Source organism: Spirosoma foliorum (assembly GCF_014117325.1).
GTDB lineage: Bacteria > Bacteroidota > Bacteroidia > Cytophagales > Spirosomataceae > Spirosoma > Spirosoma foliorum.
In genome coordinates this window covers 5027338-5053043 of the sequence record NZ_CP059732.1, presented here as the reverse complement: position 1 = coordinate 5053043, position 25706 = coordinate 5027338, and the positions used below count along the sequence as shown (strand labels likewise).

General features: G+C 48.9%; 15 protein-coding genes and 1 pseudogene. 14 read left to right on the top strand and 2 right to left on the bottom strand.

The window, feature by feature from the left end; genetic code table 11:
- Nucleotides 1–113 precede the first annotated feature (113 nt).
- The 9 genes from H3H32_RS21500 (at nt 114) to H3H32_RS21460 (ending at nt 12524) form a co-directional block, all read left to right on the top strand.
- On the top strand, nt 114–1118 hold the full coding sequence (locus tag H3H32_RS21500; protein WP_182457684.1) for an NAD(P)/FAD-dependent oxidoreductase: 1005 nt from the start codon (nt 114–116) through the stop codon (nt 1116–1118).
- A 161-nt stretch (nt 1119–1279) separates the two neighbouring features.
- Nucleotides 1280–1603, top strand: coding sequence for a 2Fe-2S iron-sulfur cluster-binding protein (locus tag H3H32_RS21495; protein ID WP_182457683.1), 324 nt, complete (start codon nt 1280–1282; stop codon nt 1601–1603).
- Between the two features lie 48 nt (nt 1604–1651).
- Complete coding sequence (locus H3H32_RS21490) at nt 1652–1963, top strand: hypothetical protein (protein ID WP_182457682.1); 312 nt, start codon at nt 1652–1654, stop codon at nt 1961–1963.
- Nucleotides 1964–2267: 304 nt separating this feature from the next.
- Nucleotides 2268–4397, top strand: a complete 2130-nt coding sequence (locus tag H3H32_RS21485) for a prolyl oligopeptidase family serine peptidase (protein WP_182457681.1) — start codon at nt 2268–2270, stop codon at nt 4395–4397.
- Nucleotides 4398–4596: 199 nt separating this feature from the next.
- On the top strand, nt 4597–7482 hold the full coding sequence (locus H3H32_RS21480; RefSeq protein WP_182457680.1) for a M14 family zinc carboxypeptidase: 2886 nt from the start codon (nt 4597–4599) through the stop codon (nt 7480–7482).
- 109 nt (nt 7483–7591) lie between these two features.
- Nucleotides 7592–8671 (top strand): hypothetical protein, encoded by a 1080-nt coding sequence (locus tag H3H32_RS21475; protein ID WP_182457679.1) that lies wholly within the window; start codon nt 7592–7594, stop codon nt 8669–8671.
- A 201-nt stretch (nt 8672–8872) separates the two neighbouring features.
- Entirely contained in the window at nt 8873–10714 is a 1842-nt protein-coding gene (locus tag H3H32_RS21470) for a D-apionate lactonase family protein (RefSeq protein ID WP_182457678.1), read from the top strand.
- Between the two features lie 196 nt (nt 10715–10910).
- Entirely contained in the window at nt 10911–11330 is a 420-nt protein-coding gene (locus tag H3H32_RS21465; RefSeq protein ID WP_182457677.1) for a hypothetical protein, read from the top strand.
- 285 nt (nt 11331–11615) lie between these two features.
- Nucleotides 11616–12524 carry an alpha/beta hydrolase gene (locus tag H3H32_RS21460; RefSeq protein WP_182457676.1) on the top strand — a complete coding sequence of 303 codons (909 nt, stop codon included), beginning with the start codon at nt 11616–11618 and terminating at the stop codon, nt 12522–12524.
- On the opposite strand, the gene H3H32_RS21455 is transcribed toward H3H32_RS21460, so the two are convergent.
- Complete coding sequence (locus H3H32_RS21455) at nt 12482–13189, bottom strand: DUF2306 domain-containing protein (protein WP_182457675.1); 708 nt, start codon at nt 13187–13189, stop codon at nt 12482–12484. The two genes, H3H32_RS21460 and H3H32_RS21455, sit on opposite strands and share 43 nt — an antisense overlap.
- 356 nt (nt 13190–13545) lie before the next feature.
- Between H3H32_RS21455 and H3H32_RS21450 the strand changes: the two genes are divergently transcribed.
- Together H3H32_RS21450 and H3H32_RS21445 are read left to right on the top strand one after the other, a co-directional pair.
- A complete protein-coding gene (locus tag H3H32_RS21450) occupies nt 13546–16323 on the top strand; it encodes a DUF7133 domain-containing protein (RefSeq protein WP_182457674.1) in 2778 nt (925 codons plus the stop codon).
- Between the two features lie 36 nt (nt 16324–16359).
- On the top strand, nt 16360–17400 hold the full coding sequence (locus H3H32_RS21445; RefSeq protein WP_182457673.1) for a sugar phosphate isomerase/epimerase family protein: 1041 nt from the start codon (nt 16360–16362) through the stop codon (nt 17398–17400).
- A gap of 606 nt (nt 17401–18006) precedes the next feature.
- Here the strand turns inward: H3H32_RS21445 and H3H32_RS21435 are convergent.
- Complete coding sequence (locus H3H32_RS21435) at nt 18007–18774, bottom strand: cupin domain-containing protein (protein WP_240543443.1); 768 nt, start codon at nt 18772–18774, stop codon at nt 18007–18009.
- A gap of 260 nt (nt 18775–19034) precedes the next feature.
- Between H3H32_RS21435 and H3H32_RS21430 the strand changes: the two genes are divergently transcribed.
- The 3 genes and pseudogenes from H3H32_RS21430 to H3H32_RS21420 all read left to right on the top strand — a co-directional run bounded on the left by H3H32_RS21430 (nt 19035) and on the right by H3H32_RS21420 (nt 25684).
- On the top strand, nt 19035–20096 hold the full coding sequence (locus H3H32_RS21430; protein WP_182457672.1) for a winged helix DNA-binding domain-containing protein: 1062 nt from the start codon (nt 19035–19037) through the stop codon (nt 20094–20096).
- Between the two features lie 339 nt (nt 20097–20435).
- Complete coding sequence (locus tag H3H32_RS21425; RefSeq protein WP_182457671.1) at nt 20436–22028, top strand: hybrid sensor histidine kinase/response regulator; 1593 nt, start codon at nt 20436–20438, stop codon at nt 22026–22028.
- 28 nt (nt 22029–22056) lie between these two features.
- Nucleotides 22057–25684: pseudogene (locus H3H32_RS21420) on the top strand (response regulator).
- Nucleotides 25685–25706: the final 22 nt, after the last annotated feature.

Here is a 25706-nt window from a genome sequence, read left to right as displayed (position 1 = left end):
GTCATTCCGATTTATGATAGCCTCCGAGGGATCGTAGGGGTCTACCTTTACGGCGTACTTTGACGAGCCAGTCTGGTCGACATTGATCGCGTAAGGGATTGGCTTCCAGTGATATGATAACGACAGATATTTGCATTATAGGCGCAGGTCCGGTGGGTCTGTTTGCCGTTTTTGAAGCGGGTTTACTGAAAATGCGGTGTCACCTGATTGACGCCCTGCCCCAAGTAGGCGGTCAGCTTTCGGAGATTTATCCGCAGAAGCCGATTTACGACATTCCCGGTTATCCGTCCATCAACGCGCAGGATTTGGTCGATAACCTAATGGAACAGATTGCCTCGTTCAATCCCGGCTTCACCCTGGGCGAACGGGTGGAAGGATTAGATCGACAAACGGATGGATCATACATTGTTACCACCAACGAGGGTACAACTGTCCATTGTCAGGTAGTTGTTATTGCGGGTGGACTAGGTTGTTTTGAGCCCCGTAAGCCGGAAATTGTCAATCTGGAACGCTTTGAAGGTAAGGGCGTTGCGTACATGGTAAAGAATCCCGAACAACTGCGCGACCGCCGGGTGGTATTGGCGGGTGGGGGCGATTCTGCCCTCGATTGGACCGTTTTCTTAGCCGATGTGGCTAACGAAGTAACGTTGGTTCATCGGAGCGATACCTTCCGGGGGGCACCTGATTCCGCCGAAAAAGTATTCAATCTGGCTCGTCAGGGTCGAATAAATCTGGTACTCCAATCGACTATTACGAGCATCAATGGTAACGGTCATTTACAGGAGGTTAGCATAACCGCGAAAGACAAAACCGTAATGACGCTTGCTGCTGATCATCTAATTCCCCTCTTTGGCCTGACCCCCAAACTCGGCCCCATCGCCGATTGGGGACTTACCATCGACAAGTCAGCCATTCATGTTGACACAACCGATTATTCCACCAACGTCGAGCGCATTTATGCTATTGGTGATATCAATACGTATCCCGGCAAGTTGAAGTTGATCTTGTGCGGTTTCCACGAAGCTGCGCTCATGTGTCAAAGTGCTTTCCGCTACGTTCACCCCGACCAGAAATTGAGCTTCAAATACACGACTGTTAACGGCGTACCTACGTTTTGACAAACTGGCGCGAGTATTTACCGCACGGGCGGCCCCGTCGTGCCTTCTCATATTGTCAGCATTCGCTGACGTTTCATTATTTCTGTGCCAGCGAATGCTGGCAGTATTAAAAGGCACGACGGGGCCGCCCGTGCGGTAAATACTCGCGCCAGTTTACAGTCATGATCCAATTCACCATAGAAGACCGCAACGGAGAGCGGCAACCGATCGAAATTCCTGAAGGCATCAACCTAAGTTTGATGGAAGTCCTGAAAGCATCGGAATATAACATTTTGGCAACCTGTGGCGGAATGGCGCTCTGCGCAACCTGTCATGTTCAGGTATTGAACGGACTGGAAACCTTGCCCGAGCCACAGGATACGGAGCTGGATATGCTCGACACTTTACCCGATGCTGACTCCGATAGTCGGCTGGCTTGCCAGATACGCGTCGATGATACGTTGGAAGGGGCAATTTTCAGGATAAAGAGCGAAGAGCCTGTATAAACTAAGATGGTGAACGCGCATCTTCGGCCTATTAAAACGGAATAGCCCATGACCATACAATTCAGCCAGCCGGAGATAGATGACATGCGACGTTATTTTAGCCAGATTGAGGCTGGAGAAATCCGTTCGCAATTGCAGGACGTGCAACTGGAGTTTCCGGAATGGAACCGGATTTTTCTACTGCTCCGAAAGCTGCTGGCTTATGGAATTCATGCAGGTATACAATCTGATGACGAAATCAGCTACAACGAGTTGCAGAAACAAACCCAGGAATCCAGGGATATGCTGGTGAATGTGCATGCTTACGTCGGGCATTTTGAAAAGTTGCTGGTGCTGTATGAAGAGAACTCTACGAGGTAGTCTATGATATTCCGTGGTGTCAGTTTCTTAAAACTGACAAGTGAGGTTTCTGGAACGCCAGCTCGGTCAAAACCTCGTCAAATAAATAGTCTATAAAGTAGGTTTTAAGAAACCTATGGTGTCAGTTTTGAGAAACTGACACCACGATAACGTCGAATGCTTTCTCTTGACTGAATTATAGTACAATTGGGCTGAAATCTAGAATTTTATTTCTCCGATTGAGCAGAATAGGAAATAATATGCGTAGTTTGAGTCTTTCCGTTAACAGGCTCATTCAAGCATAGATTTCTTCATTCAGCAGTCCATGAAAACGCTTACCTTCCTCTGCCTGACGCTAGGCATTTTACTGACCCAATCATCTCGGTTACAGGCGCAGACCTTCTCGCTGGAAGCCATTAAAAGTTACCCGTTCCCAAACGAACTGACCAGTTCCGCAACAGGATCGCGCATTGCCTGGGCATTCGCTGAACAAGGCAAACGTAATGTATACGTAGCCGAAGGGCCAGACTTTGCTCCCCGAAAACTCACGAATTATACAAACGATGACGGGCAGGAAATCACCAGCCTGTCGGTATCCGATGATGGTAAGTGGGTTGTGTACGTGCGTGGTGGCGATCATGGTTCTAACTGGGACGACGAACTGCCAGTCAACACGACCTCATCGCCTGTTTCTCCTAAAGTACAAATCTGGAGTGTTCCGTTTGCGGGTGGTGAACCGAAGGCTATTGCTGAAGGCGATGCGCCCGTTATTTCGCCGAAAAGTGATCGAATTGCCTTTATCAAAGGTGGTCAGGTTTGGATTTCACCAACCGATGGGTCGTCGGTAGCCAAAGCATTGTTTAATGCACGCGGCACAAACAGCTCTATTCAATGGTCGCCGGACGGATCGCAGCTGGCCTTTGTCTGCGACCGGAAAGACCATTCGTTTGTTGGGGTTTTTACTGATGAAACAACGCCGATTACCTGGATAGCTCCTTCGTTCTCGAAAGATGACGCGCCAAGCTGGTCGCCAGATGGGAAGCGCATAGTGTTCGTTCGTACCCCCGGAAGCGGTGGCGCACCTGATTCTATTTTGGTGCGCAGACATCGCCCCTGGTCGATCTGGACGGCGGATGTAGCTTCGGGAACGGCCACTCAAATCTGGCAGGCGCCTAAAACGCTGGCGGGTTCCGTTCCGACTACGCACGGCGGTTTTAACCTACATTGGGCCGCTGGCGACCGAATTGTGTATCTATCCTACGAAGATGGCTGGCCGCATCTGTATTCCATCGCAGCATCGGGTGGCACACCATTGTTGCTGACGAATGCTCCATTCATGGCCGAACACATCACATTAAGTCATGATCGCAAGTGGCTGTTGTTCAGTGGCAATACGGGTCCCGATAAGTTAGACATTGACCGTCGGCACGTTGTGCGGGTTCCTGTCGATAAAGCCGCGATGGAAGTTGTCACGCCCGGCGCTGGTCTCGAATGGATGCCGGTTGTAACAGGCGATGGTGCTACGATTGCCATGATCAGTGCTACGGCTCAACGCCCACCACTACCCACCGTTATGGCCTTTACGAAAGGTACACCGAAGGTGCTGGCTCAGAATCTGATACCTACTAATTTTCCGCAGAACCAATTGGTTACGCCCAAGCAAGTTGTCTTCAAAGCTCCTGATGGCATGACGGTACATGGTCAGCTTTTTGAACCTGCTGGTGGCGCATCTGGGAAGAAACCAGCGTTGATTTATGTACACGGCGGTCCTCCACGACAAATGTTGTTGGGCTGGAATTACTCGGATTATTACGCCAATTCATATGCGCTCAACCAATATCTGGCCAGTCAGGGGTTTGTGGTTTTGTCGGTTAACTATCGGTTGGGTATTGGCTATGGCTACAATTTCCACCAGCCTGCCGATGGTGGGGCATTGGGCGCTTCGGAATACCAGGATGTTAAAGCCGCTGCCATTTGGTTATCCGAACAAGCGCAGGTCGATCCGGCTAAAATTGGTATTTACGGCGGATCGTATGGGGGCTACCTGACGGCACTGGCCCTCGCCCGAGATTCTAAGCTGTTTGCCGCTGGTGTGGATATTCATGGCGTACACGACTGGAGTCAGCAACGGGGAGCAGGCGAGGCATCGACTGGGCGATTTGAGAAAATCCCTGATCTGGAAGTGGCTAATAAAATTGTGTATCAATCCTCGCCAATTTCATCGATCAGTAGCTGGACGTCACCCGTTCTGATCATCCACGGCGATGACGACCGCAACGTTCGGTTCAACCAAAGCACCGATCTCGTTCGTCGCCTTGAAAAACGGGGAGTTCCGATGGAAACGCTCGTCATCGTCGACGATACGCACCACTGGATGAAGCACACCAACGCCCTCAAAATGGGGAACGCCACCGCCGAATATTTTAAGCGGAAGCTGATGAAGCCTAAGCAGTAACGTTTGTTGTTTCAGGTTCAAGGTTTCATGTTCTATAGCCCCTCTGCGTGGTGTCAGTTTCTTAAAACTGACACTGTGCGGTTTCTTAAAACCGCTTGTAGCTTTCAAACGGTTTTGAGAAACCTTGCTGTGTCGGGTTTAAGAATCCGACACCACGACTACCTTCTCCAACCTCATACTTAACCAATCAACTAACTTCATGCAACTCTTTACGAACAAACGACTTTGTCGGGCCAGCCTATTCGCAATAACTGGTGTTGTGCTCGGTAGCCTATCACTTCGAGCACAGTCAATCGACGCAACTTATAACGAGAAAATAAAGGAGTACACGACCGATAAGCGTTTCCTGCCCGCTACGGTTCTGGACTTGCCCGACGATCCGAAAGTGCCGTCGCCCCGCAAACATTTCGGCCAGATTATCGGGACGCCGGGGATTATTCACCGGACGCCTGAGATTTACGGCTACTACCAGAAATTGGCAGAAACCTCGCCTAATATCACCATGCAGGAGGTGAGCAAGACGGAAGAAGGTCGCCCGATTCAGTTGGTGGTTATTGGTAGTGAGGATGCCATGAAACGGCTGGATCATTACAAAAAGCAACTCGCGCTACTGGCCGATCCCCGTAAGATGGGCAATCAGGACATCGAGAAAGTGCTGGGCGATACCAAACTGGTGTATTACTTGAACGGCGGGTTGCATTCGCCGGAAATGGGTTCGCCCGAAATGCTGATGGAGCTGGCTTACCGGTTGATTACTAGTCAGTCGGCCGATATTAAAACCATTCGGGAGAACATCATTGTGATTATCAATCCTGTCTCGGAACCCGATGGCTGGGATAAGCAGGTTGACTGGTATAATCGCTACACCAAAGTTCGGAAGGACTATGAGGACGGTTTCCCGAAATCGCCACCGTATTGGGGCAAATACACCTACCACGATAACAATCGCGATGGCCTCCAGATTTCGCAGTCGCTGACCAAAGCACTCTACAAAATCTTTTACGAGTGGCACCCAACGGCAAGTCTGGACTTACACGAGTCGGTGCCGCTGCTCTACATCTCGACTGGTACCGGCCCTTACAACGAAACCATCGACCCGATCACCATTGGCGAGTGGCAGATCATGGCCCACCATGACATTACGGCGCTGGCGGCACAGGGCATTCCGGGCGTGTTTACCTGGGCATTTTACGATGGCTGGTATCCCGGTTATGCGCTCTGGATTTCGAACAATCACAATGCCGTTGGCCGGTTTTACGAAACCTTTGGCAATGCGGGAGCGAATACCTACTTGCGCGATCTGGCCAATCAGAAATACGCGGGCGATGAAGTGACCTCGAAAGAATGGTACCGGCCCGATCCGGCTACCGAAAAAGTCTATTGGTCATACCGGAATGGCATTAACTATATGCAGGCGGGCGTGTTGGCGTCTCTGTCATACGGCGCTACGAATAGCCGCATGATGCTGAAGAATTTTTACCAGAAAGGGCTGAACAACATCCGCAAAGGCGCTGAAGAAAAACCTAAGGCATTCGTCATTTCGAAAGATCAACGCGATCCCGCTATGGCAGCTTATCTCGTCAATCAGTTACGGGCGCAGGCCATTGAAGTGCATAAGGCCGAATCGGGAAAAAATCAGGGCGATTATGTGGTGCTGCTGAATCAACCCTATCGCAATCTGGCGGTGTCGCTGCTTACCAAACAGAACTACCCAAAGGAAGCGAAATTTCCGCCTTACGACGACATTGCCTGGACGCTGGGCTACCTGTATGGCGTAGATGTGAAAGCTGAAGACAGCGTTAAATACGCGACTGGTGATCTGAAAATGATCAGCGACGATGTGCATTATGCAGGTGCAATCAATGGCGACGGAACGAACTATGTTCTGAATTACAAAGGCCAGAATAACTTGCTACCTGCCCTTCTCTGGATGAAATCGCAGGGGGGCAAAACGGCTAAAGCGGTGGTGTTGGATACGAAGACAACCATCGCCGGAATTAAAGATACATTGGCGGCTGGGGCAGTGGTCTTCAAAGGCTTAACTCCCGACCAATCCAAAAAACTAGCCACTCAATTCGGGCTTGATCTACAGGCTGCTAAAGGAGAACCAACCGGGCTCGGTGCACCCTTGCGTCAGCACGATGTGAGTTTGCCCCGCGTAGCCATTTACCATAGCTGGTACAATACGCAGGACGAAGGCTGGGCGCGTTTTACGTTCGAGCAGCGCGGTATTCCGTACACATCGATCAACAAGGACCACCTGAAAACGGGCGAGCTTCGGAAGAAATTCGATGTCATTCTGATTCCCCGAATGCGTGGTTCGGCAACGAATTTTATTCACGAAATCGACAAGCGGTTTGGCCCGCTGCCGTATACCAAAACGCCAGAATTTCCGTCACATGGTTTCCCCGATGCTACCAATGATATTACGGGAGGTCCTGGTTTCGAAGGCGTTGAGAATCTGAAGCAGTTTGTGGAAGCAGGCGGAGTGTTGGTTACACTCGATAACTCGTCGCAGATCATTGCCGAAACCGGTATTACCCGCGACCTAGACGCTGTTAGCGCGCCAACGCTGTTCCACCCCGGTTCGATTGTGACCGTAAAAAATCGGCGTCCTGATAGTCCGGTTATGTATGGTTTCCCTGAAACCTTCCCGATTTTCCGAGGTATCGCCCCGCTCTTGCAAACGAAGCGCCATAACCGCGATATGATGCTGATGCAATACGGCACCAAACCGCTTAAGGACGAGGAAGAATACAAAGGCTTGATTATGGGTATGCCGGATAAAAAGCCCGCGAAAGAATCGCCCAAAGCAGCTACGCCAAAGAAAGAAGAGCCCTATGTACTATCAGGCATGGTGCGTAACGAGCAGACGATTATCGGACACGGCGGTATTTTCAACGTGCCAGTTGGTTCAGGGCGTGTCATTGCCTTTACGTTTGACCCCTTGCACCGGTATCTGAATCATCACGATGCGCCCCTGCTCTGGAACGTGCTGATCAACTGGAATCATCTTGATACCCCCACTCCGGCAACCACCGCCGAAGTGAAAGCGAATCCAGCGGGTAAGGTGAGTGGCAACTAAGTAAATGTAACGCGGACATCCTGTCCGCAGGTTAAATTGAAAAGAAACGAATATCTGATCACTTAGCCTGCGGACAGGATGTCCGCGCTACAATAACATCTTCCTCTCTATGCTAACGACCCGTAGCTTTTGGCTTAAGTTTTTTGAAGTGCTGTGCCTGATCGTTGTGCTGATTGGGTTGATGCAAATCGTTGAATCGCTATCCCGATGGCAATTTGAGGTTGTCGATGATTGGGCGAAATCGTTGCCGATGCTGGCCGGTATGCTACTGGTTAGTTTCGGAATTGCTTATACTTGGGAACGTAGCGGAAAAGGTGAACGGCTTCACGTGCTATTTCAAACCATCATTGCCTTTTATGTCGCCTATGCGATCACGGGCTATGGGGCAGCCAAAGTTCTGAAAACGCAATTCCAGCCGCCCAATTATGTCCTCGAAACGCCGATTAAAGACTTGAGTGGATTCTGGTTAACCTGGACCTATTATGGCTATTCGCAAACGATGGCTTATATTCTGGGATGGACTCAAATTGCTGGTTGCATTTTGCTCCTGTTTCGGCGCACTCGCCTGCTTGGCGTTTTTATCTTGTTGCCCGTGATGGTCAACATTGATCTGATCGATCATTTCTACGCAATATCGCCACTGGCTTATTACAACGCGCTGCATTACACGTTGCTGCTGTTTTTTCTGCTGGCACTAGAATACGATAAGCTAAAGGCGCTTTTTATGGCTTATCAGGAAAAAGTTAGCCTGAATGGGAAGACTGTTTTGCTGAACGTTGTCCGGTTCGTAGTGATCGGATTTGCGTTCTGGCGAATCGCTTCCTTGCGGGATTCGTTCGAACCCAAGACGAAGCTCAACGGGGTTTGGCAGGTGGAAACCATGATGCGCAACAATAAAGCAGTTTCTGCCACGACCCCACAGGACTCAGCCTGGTCGAAGCTTTATTTCGAATGGCGATACGGGTGTCTATTCAAATACAATCCCGATAAATTTCAGAAGCAGGATTTGCATGGGAAGTATAAACTGGACGAAAAAGCGAAGGTACTTAGCGTTAATTTCCCAAAAGAAAATGGCGAACCCGGTGATTCACTTCGGGTACAGTACACGCTCCTGAACGACAGCACCCTGACGATGCAGGGACGCTACAAACAGGATTCGCTGACTATGAAATTGAGAAAGTTGATTTGAGTGTTTTTTTCTGTCATTCCGACGTCAGGAGGAATCTCAACAACCCTATTAGTCAGACTTGAGATTCCTCCTGACGTCGGAATGACAGAAAAAAAGTGAATTATAAAAGGTTAAACAACGGCTAAACTGAAAACGTCAATGGGGAGGTAAGTTAGAATCTGTTTGGAAATTGCCTTTATTGGGCAGATTCCAGCACAGCTTATGACCACGACTCAACAGCCATACGGCGCCGATACAACCCTGCCTCCACTTACCGAATTACAGATGGGACCAATGACCGTCTGTTATGAAAACGGATCGTTTCGTTATTTCCGATGGGGGGGGCATGAGATTCTGCGGATGATTTATTTCGCGATTCGGGATCAAAACTGGGCAACCTGGACGCCGATTATCTCCGATGAACAGTGGACAATTGAGCCGAATGGATTTCGACTTAGTTATACCTGCCAGTATGAATCAGATGGAACAACTGCGTTCGTCTGGAAGGTAGTGGCCGAAGGTAATGCGACGGGCGAATTTTCGATAACGATCGATGGAATTGCTCACCAGACGTTCCTGAAAAATCGCGCTGGCTTTTGTATTCTCCACCCAATTCAGGGGACCGCTGGGCAACCTTGTGAGTTAATTCATGCCGATGGCTCGCTGGAGCTGGCGCAGTTTCCAGAAGCTATTAGTCCGGCCAACCCGTTTAAACAACTGGCCGGAATGCGCTGGTTACAAGCAGGTGGCCAGTGGTTTAAGCTAGAAATGACGGGCGATATTTTTGAAACCGAAGACCAGCGCAACTGGAGCGATGCATCGTTTAAAACCTTCTGTACTCCGCAGGACCGCCCGTTTCCAGTTACACTTCACGCAGGTGAGTCCGTTTATCAGCGTATTCATTTCCGACCCGAACAACCCTTGCCGCCCTTAGCGGAGAGTGGGCCAGAGGCTATATTTATTCGGGTTGAGGAAGACCAACGAACTGATTTACCCGCATTGGGGCTGGGTGCGTCGACTGAAATTCCGGTACTCAGTGAATCCGTTGTCCGTACGTTGCAGGGGTACGCATTCAATCATTACCGGGTTGATGTGACCCCGGGACAACCTAGCTGGATACCTGATTTTTTACAGGAAGTTGCTACTGGTCAGCGGTTAGGCTGGCCGTTGCTGGTAGCGCTTCATTTATCGACCAATCATGTTGCCGAATTACGTGCCTTTCTGGATGTGGTGAGTCGACCGCAAATGATACTGGCCGAACTTTTACTGCTGTCGACCGAAGGGTCTGTTACCGATGCCGACATGCTTGCTGTAGCACTCGAAACAGTACGGGCGGAGTTACCCCAGACACGGGTAGGAGCGGGGACCAATTATTATTTTGTCGACTTAAATAGGAACCGTATTTCGACAGTGGGTCTCGACTTTATAAGCTATACCGCTCAGCCGCAGGTTCATGCGTTCGACAATCGAACTATCGTCGAAAATCTGGGCGGGCTGGCCGATACGGTGCGAACTGCTAAGTCGTTTTCCGAGTCCGCTTCGGTTTATGTATCGCCCATTACAATTTGCCATCGACTTAACCCCGACGCCCGCGACCCGGCCGATCGCTTTTTGAGTAACGCTCAGAAAACTGACCCGCGTCACCCTACGCGCTGGGCTTCTGGCTGGACAGTGGGCAGTATCAAGCAACTGGCCGAAACGGGCGCTAAGGCGGCTACTTACTACCAGACAGCTGGTTACCAGGGAATCCTTTCAGAAGAGGCTCACCTCTATCCGATAGCAGTGGTCTTTGCGCAGGTACTGGAATTTCAGGGTGGGCAGGTGATCCGTACGCATGCCAGCAAACCGTTGTCGTGCAGTACTTTATTGCTGATACATGGTGACCGACGGCGGTGGCTCGTAGCAAATCATACCGATCAGCCCTTGCCTGTTCAATTGCCCGAGCCGATTCGTGAAGGGTATCGGATTACGTCTGTGCCTTCAACAAAAGTGCCACTGGAATTATCGGATTCACAGCGACTTTTGATGGAGCCCTTTGGCGTTTGGATTCTTGATTGTACCTAGGAGCTTATTGATTTATATCAACTAAGCGCCTAAATACATATTACCCTTTAGGCTAACTTGTCCGTCATTCGTATCCTCGGTTTGTATGTATGTACTAGCTAAAGATGCGGTTTTTAGCTCTATCAATTCATTTACAGATCTACTATCTTTCGCCCAATACTTATTTGAAAATGTTTGCCTATTACATAATTACGTTATGAAACTCATTCAGGTATTTATCTTAATACAAGGGCCTTTACTTTTTTTTGGTTGCCCACGTCAAGACATGCCCCCCCTTTGTCCAGCTCCAGATAGCCTTGTAGTAGATGCGACTTGTTATAAGCCAAGTGAAGGAGTGACTGTACGAGCGATGGGACTGAGTAAGTTAGACTCAATGACTCGATTCAAATGGGATGTCTTTATTTTTGCAGACTCTTCTGGTCGTGAATACTTTGATCATACTGATATTACAATTGACAAAAAAGGTCAAAGCCAAATAACGATACCAGATTCTCTACTGAAAGACAACCAGAAATTTTACATTGCTGTTAATGCTTACTGTGAAGGCGTAGAGAGAGGGCCTGGTCTACGCTATAATCAATTTGTGAAACGCTTTAAAAAGCAAGACGCCTGCTAAAAATGGGAAGCGCAGCCATTCTAATTAACGTAGATTATGGCCGATTTACAAATAGCATGATACTAGTTTTTTGTCATCCCAACGCCAGGAGGGATGACAAAAGTCAATACTATAAATAGCTAACAATCAGTTAATAAATCCATATTTTATCCATAATTCACATTAATTAAGCTATTGCCTTATACTATATATGGAAAACCTGAATGGTGTTTCCTGTTCGCTCAATCCAGAAACTTACTTTTGGGGTATATATTAAGCGATTCTAGTTCATCCGCGATTCTCCTAATGAATTTTACCAACCTGTATTTTCTTCGATTGCTGTGGCAAATTCCGATTGCTTTACTCATCCTATCAATATTCCTGTTTTCGATAAGCGGCTACGCGATTTCGTTCAATAGTCGCCGAACGAAAGATGTGGCTTACGTCTCACCAACATCACCCGATTTTAGTCCAGAGCGCCACTTGCTGGATATATATACACCACGTTCTACATCAGCCAAAGGCCGACCCGTTGTGGTGTTTATGCATGGCGGTGCCTGGAATAGTGGCAGCAAAAATTTGTATTTCATTATTGGTCGGCGGCTGGCTAAGCAGGGTGTGGTAGCCGTTGTGATCAATTACCGGCTCGCGCCTTCGGTCGAAGTGCCCGCTATGGCCGACGACTGCGCTCGCGCCGTGATCTGGACAGCCCAGCACATTGCCGACTACGGTGGCGATCCAAACCGAATTTTCGTGATGGGCCATTCGGCGGGTGGTGGATTGGCCGCACTGGTCGCCAATGATGACCAACTGTTTACCAAATTCGGGATGACCAAAAATCCAATAAAAGGGGCCATTCTCGACGACCCTGGTGGACTGGACATGTTCGATTACTTAACCAAAATGCAGTACCCTGGCGATGAATCGTATTTGGGGGCATTTGGGAAGAAACCCGATGTTTGGCGTACTGTATCGGCCTTATATTACCTCCGGGCCGATAGCCCACCGGTATTGATGTATGCGGGCGAAAATACCTATCCAGGCATTGCCAGCAGTACACGCAAGTATGATAAGCGACTTCAGGAATTGGGTATAAAGCATGAGTTTACCGTGTTGCCGGGCAAGAAACATATCCCGATGGTTACGCAATTGTTCTGGAAGAACAACGTCATCTACCGCGACCTGCTGAAGTTTGTCGGGGCCGAATCTTCGTAGCGGTACGTTTTCCAAATGATCAGCTCACCTATGCTACTATTCAGCCCTAAACTGAGCCAGATACTCGTTACATAGGCTATGTCGAAATTCCAGTGGAACCCATTAAAAAACAGTTGGAATAGAATGCGGAACGAGACGACAATAAGCGTGAACGCGTAACTACGCAGAAACCATCGTTTATGGCTAAGAAGCTCGTTTTGGCTAACTGCCCGTACGCCTAGCCAGGTACAACCAAACCAGCCAATGTCGGTTAGGAAAAAGCCAAAGATGCCCATTGGACTAACTGAGGCATAATAACTCAGGTATAAACCCGCCACGCTACTGCATAAAATAGCCATAGTGTAGATAGTCCCTAAGAATCGGTGGGTAGTGGCTTGGTAGAGGCCGGAGAAAAATAAAAAAGCACCCAGAACAAGTCCCAGCGAGCCACCCACGAGATGAATAGTGAAGGCTGTTTTCCAAAGTAGCTGGTGGGCTAGTGTCCCTTTTACCGCTAAAAAATCAAGAGGACGCGCGTTTACTATAGAATTTAGTTGGAAAGGAAATCCTAATAAATAAGTTACGGCATAAAGGGCGATGAGCAGGGCCAGAAAGGTGATACAGAGGGTACTAAGTCGAAGTAAAACGCGCTTTTTAGTTACGGGTTGAGTACTTAATGGAATCATTCGTTGGGTTTGCAGTAAGTCTGCCTGATGAAATTAACCGCAAAAAAAGGCCTCTTTCGCTGCACAACCAGAACTTCTGCCATAAATAACATAGAGAATAGGCTAAATTATCGCCCCGCAGTAACGTATGGACGATGGGTTGTGTACTCTTCTATCGGTCAATATCGGCTATCTGCCGATGTCTTCTCCCTTCCAGTCTATTGCGCTTGCACATTTACCCGAAAAAATAGTGCTTTGAGGATAGTACAAGACGACGGCTATGTGCTTTTAGTCAACATGGAGTTTTCCTAAAACAGCTTACCTAAACCAGATTGCAGCCTGGTCGATGCCGATAGGTTGGGATTTATGATAAAACGATGAAACAGTTCTTTACTTTCGGTCTGACAACCGCTGTGGCTGCAGTGGCTTTGTCGTCATTCATTGGATTTGATCCAATCCAGCAGATTCGCCTGCAATCGACGTTTGTTGTGGGCGATACCCTGCCCAAAGTGTCACTGCCCGAAGGCGCTGATCCCAACGATCCGGATTGGAAAGGCGTTGACCTCGCGCCTAAGGAGCCCGTTCAACCGTTGACGCCAGCGGAGGAAGCTAAACTTTTTTTGCTGCCACCGGGCTATAAAATCCAGCCCGTTCTGACCGAGCCCGCTATTCAGCAGCCCGCAGCCATTTCGTTCGATGGTAACGGACGGATGTATGTATTGGAGCTACGAACGTACATGCTCACCGCCGATTCGAAAGACGAGCTAAAGCCAACCAGCCGGATTTCCAGATGGGAAGACAAAAACAACGATGGTATCTACGAAACCGGAACGGCCTTTGTCGATAATCTGATTTTTCCCCGCTTCGTGCTTCCTTATGGCAAAGACTGCATCCTGACGATGGAGTCCGATGCCGACAATGTCTATAAATACACCGATACCAACGGCGACGGTAAGGCCGATAAGAAAGAGCTGTTCACCAATAAATACGGCCGTTCGGGCAATGTGGAGCATCAGCAGGCTTTCATGTATTGGGGAATGGATAACTGGCTGTATAGTACCGTCAACGCGTTTCGTATTCGGGAAACACCGAATGGAATTATCCGCGAAAAAACGGGCGCCAACCGGGCCCAATGGGGCATTACACACGATGACGACGGTAAATTATGGTTTCAGGGGGGAGCTACCGGGGTTCCTTCGCATTTTCAGTTTCCTATCCAGTACGGCAATTTCGATGTACCCAATGAGTTGGCTCAGGGTTTCGATGTGCCCTGGGGAGCGCCTGTAAAGCTGGCCGATATGCAGGGTGGAATGGACGAAGTTCGCCAACCCGATGGCTCGCTGAACCACGTAACCGGCTCGGCTGGTAATGACGTGTATCGTGGTGACCGACTCCCTGCCGAGCTGAAAGGCCAATATTTTTACGGGGAGCCCGTTGCCCGAATTGTTCGCCAGATCAACCCTGTCGTAACCGAAGGACTGACGACTTTGCACAATGTTTATCAGGACCAGAAATCAGAATTTCTTCGCACGACGGACCCCTTATTCAGACCTGTCGATATGACCACCGCGCCTGATGGTACGCTGTACATTACGGACATGTACCACGGCATCATTCAGGAAGGGCAATGGACGCAGAAAGGGACTTATCTCCGGGCCAAAATCGAGCAATACCAGTTAGATAAAGTAGTAGGTTTAGGCCGAATCTGGCGGATTACATATGATGGGAAAGAGCGGGATAAAACCCGCCCCAACCTATACGCCGAAAAGACGGCCGATCTGGTCAAACATTTGGAGCATCCCAACGGATGGTGGAGAGATGCCGCTCAGCAGCAATTAGTGCAGCGTAAAGATCGCTCTATTGTGCCGCAGTTAACCACAATGGCGCTCACCAGCAAAAATATCGTGGCTCGCATTCATGCTATCTGGACGTTAGAAGGTCTGGACGCGCTAAAAGCGCCTGTCGCACAGAAGCTGCTGAACGATACTAATCCTCGCATACGCATTCAGGCGCTTCGGGCTAGCGAAAGCCTATACAAAGCGAGCGACAAAACGCTGGAAGCGGATTATAAACGGGCGTTGACCGATGCTAATACCGATGTTCGGATTCAGGCTATGCTAACGGCTAAGTTCGTGAAACTGCCCGACCTGGACAACAACATCAAAACCGCGATGGCCAGTAGTAAAGCCGCTGGTGTGAAGCTAATCGGTGAGCAGATTCTAACGCCACCCAAACAACGAAACATGGGCCCCTTTGGTGCGCCCGAATTGAGTGCCAATCAGAAAGCGCAGGTAGAGCGAGGGGCTCTGATCTACAATGAATTATGTTCGCAGTGCCACGGTAACAATGGCATGGGGACCCCCGCCGGGAACGGGCGCTTGCTGGCTCCAGCGCTGGCCGGTTCGCAACACATGCAAGCCCATCCCGATTATGCCATTCGGGTCGTGTTGCATGGCATGGAGGGAGCTATCGAAGGCAAAACGTATGCCGGGGGCATGATGGCCAGCATGAAAGAACAATCTGACGACTGGATCGCCGATGTGCTGTCGTACGTTCGGAATGGGTTATCGAACGATGCGTCGTTTATTTCTCCTCAACAGGTGGCCAGGGCTCGTCAGAAAACGGCAGATCAGAAAGGGCCTTACCAGTACGCGCAACTTTCGAAGTCGATTCCATATGAACTACAACCGCAGACCTTACACGTGACGGCCAGCCATACGGCATCGACCCGAATTGGAGGTAATGTGTCGCCCGCAAGCGCGTTTACCTACGAAGGCTGGTCGACGGGTGCGGTGCAGGAAAAGGGCATGTGGTATCAGATTGAATTGCCGAAAGAAGCTAGCTTAGCCGAAATTCGCTTTACATCGCCACAGTCCATCAAAAAAGGCTGGAAACCCAAACCGGGCCAATCCTTTGCAGCAATGGTCATTCCATTTATTCACCAGTACCCCCGTGCCTTCACGTTTTCAGTATCCGACGATGGGAAAAACTGGAAGGAAATTCCGACCGAAACAAAAGGTGTTCAGGGAGATAATGTCATTGCGCTGAATGGTGTTAAAGCCAAATTTTTGAGGATGCAACTGAGCGAAAGCCTCACTAACGACCCCGACGAGATTCCCTGGTCGATGGGGCAATTGAAACTGTTTGCCCAATAAACCCAATAATCGAATTAAACCAACCGCATGTAAATTATGGAAAACCAGCCAACACGCCGTCAGTTTTTAGGCACCACAGCCGCTCTTGTTTCGGGGGCTATTTTGAGTAGCGGTAAGCTCTTCGGAGCACCCGCCATTATTCGTAGTCTGGGCGACAAACCCAATTCCTTGATCGATGGTGTACAAATTGGGGTCATTACCTACTCGTTTCGGGATATGCCTGACCAGAGTGCTGAAGCAACCCTGCAATACGTTCTGGATTCTGGGATCAGCGCCATTGAATTGATGGGTGGCCCTGCCGAATCATTTGTCGGTGCGCCTAAGAATACGGTTGATATGAAATCGGTTTTCCCCTTGATGCGGAAGCGATTCGAGAAACAGGAACTAACCGACGACGAGAAAAAGCAACTGGTCCAATTCGACGAACAGATGAAAGCCTACCGTGCCGAAATGACCAAATGGCGACTATCGGCACCCATCGCCAAGTTCGAACAGGTGCGCAAAATGTACAATCAGGCAGGCGTGAAAATCTACGGATTCAAGCCCGACACGTTTGGCATTCAAAGCTCAGATGCAGAGATTGAATACGGTCTGAAGGCGGCCAAACTGCTGGGAGCCAATCAGGTTACGGTAGAGCACCCGTCTAATGACGCCCAGACTCTCAGATTGGGTACGCTGGCGCACAAACACGGTTTACGTGTGGGTTATCATGGCCATGAACAACAAACCCCAACCTTCTGGGATACCGCTCTGGCGCAATCGCCGGGTAATGCCATCAATTTCGACTTAGGCCATTACGTTGCCGCTGGCAATCCCGACCCATTGGTCTTCCTAAAACAGAAACACGATCGTATTTCCAGTATGCACATCAAGGACCGCCAAACCGCTGATCACGGTAAAGGAAACCTACCCTGGGGCCAGGGCGATACGCCTTTATTACCCGTTCTGAAGCTGATGCGTGATCAGAAATATAACTTCCCGGCTACCGTAGAGCTGGAATATAAAATACCTGAAGGCTCAAACGCAGTGGCCGAAGTGAAAAAATGCGTGGCTTTCTGCCGGAATGCATTGAGCTAGGAGGGCTTGAGTTGCTGGTATTTTTTATTCTCGCCGGGTTAAAACCGACGCATCTTTTCTGTGCTGGACTACAAGGAGTTTGCTGGACGTAATCACTTCGTTATCGGTCAGCAAACCTGGAAAGAAGACGCCGATTATATTCTGGCGTGGCTGGATAAAAATGCGTAGGTTAACTTGATGGATTTGCGGTTTTAGTGTGGCCTGGGCGGTTACGTCTGGGTAGAAACTAGCTTAATTTTGCCCGGACGTGGCCGTCCAGGCTACACTAAACCTATTCTCGTTATGAACGCTTTCCTACGGTCAGGATGCATGGTGTTTAAATCGCGTTTTTCGGCCTTTGTGGACTGACTTTGCTATGACTGATCTTGACAGTAGTCTACGCGCAGAGTCTGCTTCTCGCTCCGAACAATCATCCGAGCACAATTGCGTTCCAGCTTTTGGAAACTAGCTTGATCGTATGATGCAATCACCAAAACGTTTTACATAAGCAGCGTTCACGAACGTAAAATTATCAGCTACACCACCCAGAAAGGAACTGCCAACTATTCTGATTTTGCCATTGAATTAATTGCCGCTCTATATCAGAAGATTGGCTGTTGCATTCGCTTACTCAAACTGAAAGGCAAAGTATGTACAACTGCCCTGACTTGTGTTTTGTAGTGCGTGGGGAACGTTGGATTCCAGAAAAATCAAATCGCCTACTGTGGCTGGGTAGAGTTTACCATTGATACTTTCCTGCGACGACTTGTCGACCATGAGGAGGAATTCAGCGGCCCGATGGGTGTGTGGCGGATGGCTCCATAATCCCTGATTCAGCGTAGTTACATGCATTTCAAAGCGTTTCGTCATGGCCGTAGCTCGATCGAACATACGTCGGATTCCACCTTTGTCATGTGGTTGAAAAGGAACGTCGTTCCAGTCGATCATGAAAGAGCCGCCCGCTTTTCGGCCTCGATCCAGATCTTTCGGCTCTTTTGATTCGTACCGCATCACATAGTAGGTAGCGGGTGTATCTTCCTTGTTTTCAAAACCATGCTCATCACCTGGCATCATGAGCGCTACGCTGCCTACCCCCAAGGTTTTCGTCTTTCCCTCAATGGTTACAGTCAATTTGCCTTCTTTGATGATAATCAGCTCTTCGTCGTCGTGCTTATGGGCGGGGTGCGGAGCCTGATGCGGTAGCAGCGTAGTCGCATGAACTTCGAGATGGCGGAAATCAGTAGTGGTGCCTTCCAGAATGGCTCTCTGCTCCGAATTGGCTTTTTTAGTCACGGGTGCTTCGGCCCATACATAGGTTTTAGACTCAAGAGATTGAGCAATTGTCTGTTGCATCAGCAGACCAAAAATAGCGAAGGATAGAATGCGTACTAGCATGACAGATAGAGGCTTTAAAATCATAAGCCGGGTTGTTTACAGGGCTACTGTTAAGCCCGCGAAAAACCCTAAAAACGAGCTGAATTGAGAAAAAATGACAAATTGGAAATTACTGCTGACATAGGGCTGTCATAGGGGCCGAGTACCTTTAGCATGACAATAGAACGCAGATTTTTATGATAGTTTAGATTTTGCCTTCTTTTGCAAAAAACTGTCTTTTCTAGAATCATATTGATCATGAAAATCTGCGGTCTATCATCATGTCGGATTTACAATTAACCCAGCTTCGTCTTGTTAATCAGCAACTAGTACAGCCGATGTTTACCAAACCGTCCGATTTGGTGGCCTGGTTTGGTGCAGTGCAGGCGCAGGATTATGCCGCATCCAAATGGGCACTGGGGCTTCGGTTGCCCAACACGACCGACGCTGCCATTGAGCAAGCTATTGCCGATAAGTCCATTATTCGCACCTGGGCTTTTCGGGGTACGCTGCACCTGATTGCGGCCGACGATCTGCGGTGGATGCTGGCGCTGGTCAGGCATCGGCTCGAGTCGATCAGTCGTTCCTACTACCGAAAACTGGAGTTAAATGAGGCCATATTCGCCAAAAGCCACGCTGCCATGGTTCGGGTACTGGAAGGGGGGCAGCAGTTAACCCGCCCCGAATTGAAGCTGGCGCTTTCGCAGGCGGGTATCCTTACCCACGACTTACGCTTGAATTTTCTGATGAACAATGCCGCTTACGATGGATTAATTTGCTGTGGGAATCGGAGAGGGAAAGAATTTACGTTTACGTTACTGAACGAGTGGTCGCCGGGAGTGAAGCAACTGGAACGGGATGAAGCGTTGGCTACTCTCACGATCCGTTATTTTACAAGTCACGGTCCGGCTACGCTACCCGATTTTGTGTGGTGGTCTGGTCTGACAATTACCGAAGCCAGAGAGGGACTTGAACTGGCTAAATCAGCGTTAGTGACCAAGACCCTAAATGGCCAGACCTACTGGATGGCTCCGGCAATTTCTAACCCGAACATTATACTGCCAACGGTCCATTTATTACCCTCGTTCGATGAGTATCTGGTTGCCTACAAAGATCGGAGTGCAGCCCTGGGTCCATTGGACTTTAGCCAGATTGTGAGTGCTGGTAACGGCATCTTTAGTCCGGTCATTGTCGTCGATGGGCGCGTAGTGGGCACCTGGAAACGAACAATAAAAAAAGATACCGTTACGATTGACACTCATTTGTTTTTCACGCTCTCCGACGAACAGCAACAGGCTATTGCGCTCGCCAGTAGGCAGTACCGTGATTTTCTGGAATTATAAAAGGTCAATAAGGTTATACTTACTTCGAAACAAGTGACTATATTCTCCTTAAAGTTAATTCATAGGCCTCCTAACTAACCTTTTAATTGAATATCCGTGTAACTCATTAATTTTAGGCTTTTATACGCTTTAGCTGCCATCTGGTTGTTACAAGGCTTTGCCCTTAGGCACTTGTTTCAGTAAGATGGCTTTGCCGTATCGTATAAAATGGGTTTTGGGCGGTACACTATCGAAACAAAGACTAGCGGAATGCGCGTTATTAATAGAGGGTATCGTTGTTCCGGTTTCGCAGGAAGCCCCACCCAGCCTTATATTCAACGTTCTAATTAATAGCCTGACATGATTCTTATTGTTGATGACAGACAGGAAAATATTCTTCCGTTAAAGAAGATTCTTGAGCTGCATCGATTTTCAGTGGATACTGCCGAATCGGGGGAAGAAGCCCTGAAAAAAATTCTGAAAACGGATTACGCAGTCATCATTCTTGATGTACAAATGCCCGGAATGGATGGCTTCGAAGTGGCCAATGCCATTTCCGGATTCAGCAAATCCCGCGATACCTCCATTATTTTCCTGTCGGCAGTTAATACCGAAAAAAAATTCATTACGCAGGGCTATACCTCCGGGGGCATTGATTACCTCACCAAACCCGTTGATCCCGATATCCTGGTTTTAAAAGTTAAAATATTACATCGACTTTACGACCAGCAACAGGAGCTTCGAGCTACGCAGGATTCGTTGCGGAAAGAAGTGGATATTCGTAAACGGGCCCAGGAAGAGTTAGCGGCCCGATTCCAGGAGCTGCAAACCGTGTTGTCGAGCTTGCCGCAGATGGCGTTTGCCGTAGCACCCGACGGGCAGATCGAGTATGTAAACCAGCACTGGTTTCGGTATGCCAGCAGTGCAAAATCGTTTCCTGAAACGCACGAGCAGGATCGACTTTACGACGGGTGGACGACCATCTTTACGCAGGAAGATGATTTTACCCGCGAAGTACGTCTGAAAGACCTGGTAACCGGCGAGTATCGGTATCATTTGCTGCGTATCCTTCCCATTCGGCAACAGGATGTATTAATTCGCTGGATTGGCACATTCACCGATATTCATTCACAAAAACAGGCCGCCGAACTGCTTGAACAACAGGTGAAAGTACGAACCAACGAGCTACAGCTTAAAAATATAGAACTGGAGCGGACGAATCACGAACTGCAACAATTTACCTGGGTGGTTTCGCACGATCTGAAAGAGCCGCTTCGGAAGATTCAATTGCTCAACGATACCATTAAAGAGAAATACCTCAAAGGCAATGATGAGGCTGTTTCCTACCTTGATCGATCGATTCGGTCGTCGGCGCGTATGTCGTCATTGATCAATGATTTACTGGCCTATTCCCGGTTATCCAATCCTGAGTCGTTTGAACAAACGGACCTGAACGGCATGCTGGGTGAATTACTGTTAGACTTCGATGAGGCTATCAGCCGGACCAGAGCTACGATTGTTATCGATAAACTGCCCATCATTGAAACAATGCCGAGCCGGATGCGGCAAATCTTTCAGAATCTGATCAGTAACGCGCTGAAATTCTCGAAGCAGAATGTGCCGCCGGTCATTCGCATTAGTGCCGATTTAATTGAATCGAAAGATATTGAGGCTGCGCCCGTTTCTGATGGAGCCTATTGCCGGATTATGGTACAGGACAACGGTATTGGATTTGACGAGAAATTCCTGGATCGCATCTTCGTTATTTTTCAGCGATTGCATAGCCGGACTTCGTACGAAGGCACCGGTATTGGCCTGGCGATTGCGAAGAAGAATATCGATAAGCACCAGGGCTTGATTTGGGCACAGAGTCGCGTTGATGAAGGTACCCGATTCATTCTCGTTTTACCCGTACAGCAAGCCAGTCAACTCGTGGTTAACGAAACTGTATAAGCTAGCCTAGCTACTCACTACTTAACTTATGCCTAAATATTCAACGTCGAACTCTGTAATCCGACAACTACAGATTGTTTTTAGTATTTCTACCCTCTTACTGCTCATCAGTCTACTGGCGTCGTTCTACAGCATTCAGCAACTGATTAGTAATTCGAAACTCGTTAATCATACCAACCAGGTACTGATCGAAGCGGAGAACATTATCTCCTTCATGAAGGACGCCGAAACTGGTCAGCGCGGGTATCTGGTCACGCTGGATCAGCGCTTTTTGCAGCCTTATAATGGCAGTTTTGAAAAAGTCGAGACTAGCTATGCGCATCTACAGGAGCTGACAAACGATAACCCAGACCAGCAAAAGAACTTGGCTGAGGTCAAAAATTTGTACGATGCCAAGTTCGCCCAAATGCAGCGGGTTGTCAATCTGGTCAAACAGAATAGGGCTTTTCTCCGCGATACCATCGAGCGGCACCGTGAGATGATGAAGGGAAAAGAGGTGATGGATAAGTTGCGAATCGTAATCACCCAAATGAAGGTCGAGGAAGAAAATCTGCTGAAAGAACGAGTCGAACAGCAACAGATTTACATCACCTATACTCCTTTTCTGCTGGTTATTGCGGCCATTGTATCGATCCTGATTACGGTCTTAACGTACGTGCGCATCAAGCAGGATCTGGACGACCGGATTGCCCGACAGAAACGGGAAGAAGAGAAGTATATTGAAACCGCTGGGCGTATTGCCGTCATGGAAGACATTACGCAGGATATTGCCGGGGGCGATTATTCAGCGCGAAGTACGGACGAGCGAGACGATGAACTTGGTCGGATCTCGAAGGCTTTGAATCAGATGGCTTCTTCACTGGAGCAGACGTTTACGGATTTAAACGATCGTAACTGGCTACAGGCGGGTTCCGTGGCTCTAAGCGATGCGATTCGGGGGCAGAAAGATTTAAAAAAGCTCGCCACCCAGCTTATCGATACTATGGCCAGCTACGTAAATGCTCCACTGGGAACCGTTTACCTGATCGATACCGAGGCCAGTTTTAAATTGTCGGGCAGTTATGCGGCACATCAGGTGCCTGCCACAGTCAATCCTGGCGAAGGGCTGATTGGGCAGGTAATTGAGCGGAAGAAAATGATTATTGTCGAGAATGTCCCCCAGGATTATAGCCGGATAACCTCCTCCCTGGGCGACACACACCCTACCGCTTTAGTCATTGCGCCCTTGCTGTATGGCAGCACTTGCGTTGGGGCGCTGGAACTCGGTTTCCTACATAAGCCTAGTCCATTAATTATCGATTTTATCGAGCGAAATCTGGAAGCCACGGCCATTGGGGTTAACGCAGCTCTGGATTACATCAAGCTGCAAAACTTCCTGGAAGAGACGCAGGCTCAATCGGAAGAACTCCAGGCGCAGCATACCGAGATGGAAAACCTGAATGCCGAACTGGAAATGCAGGCGCAGAAGCTTCAGGCATCGGAAGAAGAGTTGCGCGTTCAGCAGGAAGAACTTCAGCAAACAAATACCGAACTCGAAGAACGCGGCCTGTTGCTGGAAGAGAAAACCAGTGAGATTCAGAAAAAGGCGGATGAACTGGAACTGGCAACCCGCTACAAATCGGAATTTCTGGCCAATATGTCGCATGAACTCCGGACGCCACTCAACTCGATTTTGCTGTTGAGCCGATTACTGGCCGAGAACACCGACGAAAATCTGAACGGCGATCAGATTGAATATGCCAAAGTCATTCAGTCGTCGGGTAATGGCCTGCTGGGTTTGATCGATGAAATCCTCGATCTGTCCAAAATTGAAGCCGGTCAGATGAACCTGGACTACCAGGACGTGGCCATTCAGGAGATAACCGACGAACTACAATCGCTCTTTGGGCTATTGGCCAAAGAAAAAAGGACTCGACTTCGGTATCACGGTTGAGCCAGACGTACCCGCGATTATCGAAACCGATAAAATGCGGTTGGGACAAATTCTCAAGAATTTACTATCGAACGCCATCAAATTTACCTCTAAAGGTAGCGTCACCTTAACGATCAAGTTAAATAAAGCCAAGTCTGGCCGCGCGGGCAGGGGAGCCGCAACCCCAACGCTCTGCTTTGTGGTGAGGGATACGGGTATTGGTATTCCGATCCAGAAGCAGCCACTGGTTTTTGAAGCGTTCCAGCAAGCCGATGGGTCTACCAAACGGAAATATGGCGGAACTGGCTTAGGCTTATCCATTAGCCGTGAGTTGGCTAAACTGCTTGGGGGCGAAATTAAACTGAAAAGTGAGGTAAATGAAGGCAGTGAGTTCACGGTTCATTTACCAGTTTCGGGCGTTGATATGACTGGCGCTACCGAGCGAGTAATCACGCCGTCGCTGCCTGAACAGGTTTTGCCAAGTGCAACGGCCGTTCCCAACAAATACATTAGCGCTACGATTCCGGAGGCTATTCCCGATGACCGAAACGCTATTACGAAAGAGGATAAAACCATCCTGATTATTGAAGACGACACCAATTTCGCCAAATCGCTGCTGGAGTATGCCCGCAAAAAAGGCTACAAAGGAGTGGTATCGGTGCGGGGCGACGAAGGACTACGATTGGCCGCTATTTATAATCCAATTGGTATCCTGCTCGATATTCAGTTACCAGTTATGAGCGGTTGGGAAGTGATGGACGCGCTGAAAGCCAATCCGCAGACCCGCCCAATTCCGGTGCATATTATGTCGTCGCACAAGCTCAAAAACGAGAGCTTATTGAAAGGAGCTATCGATTTTGTCGACAAGCCAATGGCCTTTGAGCAGATGCAGGACATCTTCAAAAAGATCGAATACGTGCTGGATCGCAATCATAAGAAAGTGCTGATTATTGAAGATAACTCCAAACACGCCAAAGCGCTGGCTTACTTCCTGGAGACCTTCAACATTAAATCGGAACTGAAAAGCAACATTGTGGAGGGAATCAGTGCCCTGAAGACGAAAGAGGTCGATTGTGTTATTCTGGACATGGGCATTCCCGATCATAAAGCCTACGAAACGCTGGAGGAAGCGAAGAAAAATCCGGGCCTCGAAAACCTGCCCATCATCATCTTTACCGGCAAGAGCCTGTCGATGTCGGAAGAGTTGAAAATTAAAAAATACGCCGACTCGATTATTGTCAAAACCGCTCATTCGTACCAGCGCATGCTCGATGAAGTATCGCTCTTTTTGCACCTGGTTGAGGAAAATAAACAGGGCGATACCGGCGGAGGCTCGAAAAAGATGCTTGGTCTGAGTCAGGTACTCGACAAAAAGACCGTTCTGGTGGCCGATGACGATGTACGGAATATCTTCTCGTTATCAAAAGCACTGGAGCAGTATAACATGACGGTGATAGCCGCGCTGGATGGGAAAGAAGCCCTGCAAAAGTTAACTGAAAACCCGGCCATCGATATTGTCCTTCTGGATATGATGATGCCGCAGATGGATGGGTACGAAACCGCGCAGAAGATTCGGGAGCATTACCAATGGAAGAACCTGCCCGTTATTGCGGTTACAGCCAAAGCCATGACTGGCGATCGGGAAAAATGTATTCAGGCGGGCGCATCCGATTATATCACCAAACCTGTAGATATTGACCAACTGGTGTCCTTACTTCGCGTTTGGCTTTACGACCGATCATAGATAGGTTTACTGTTTTTGGTTT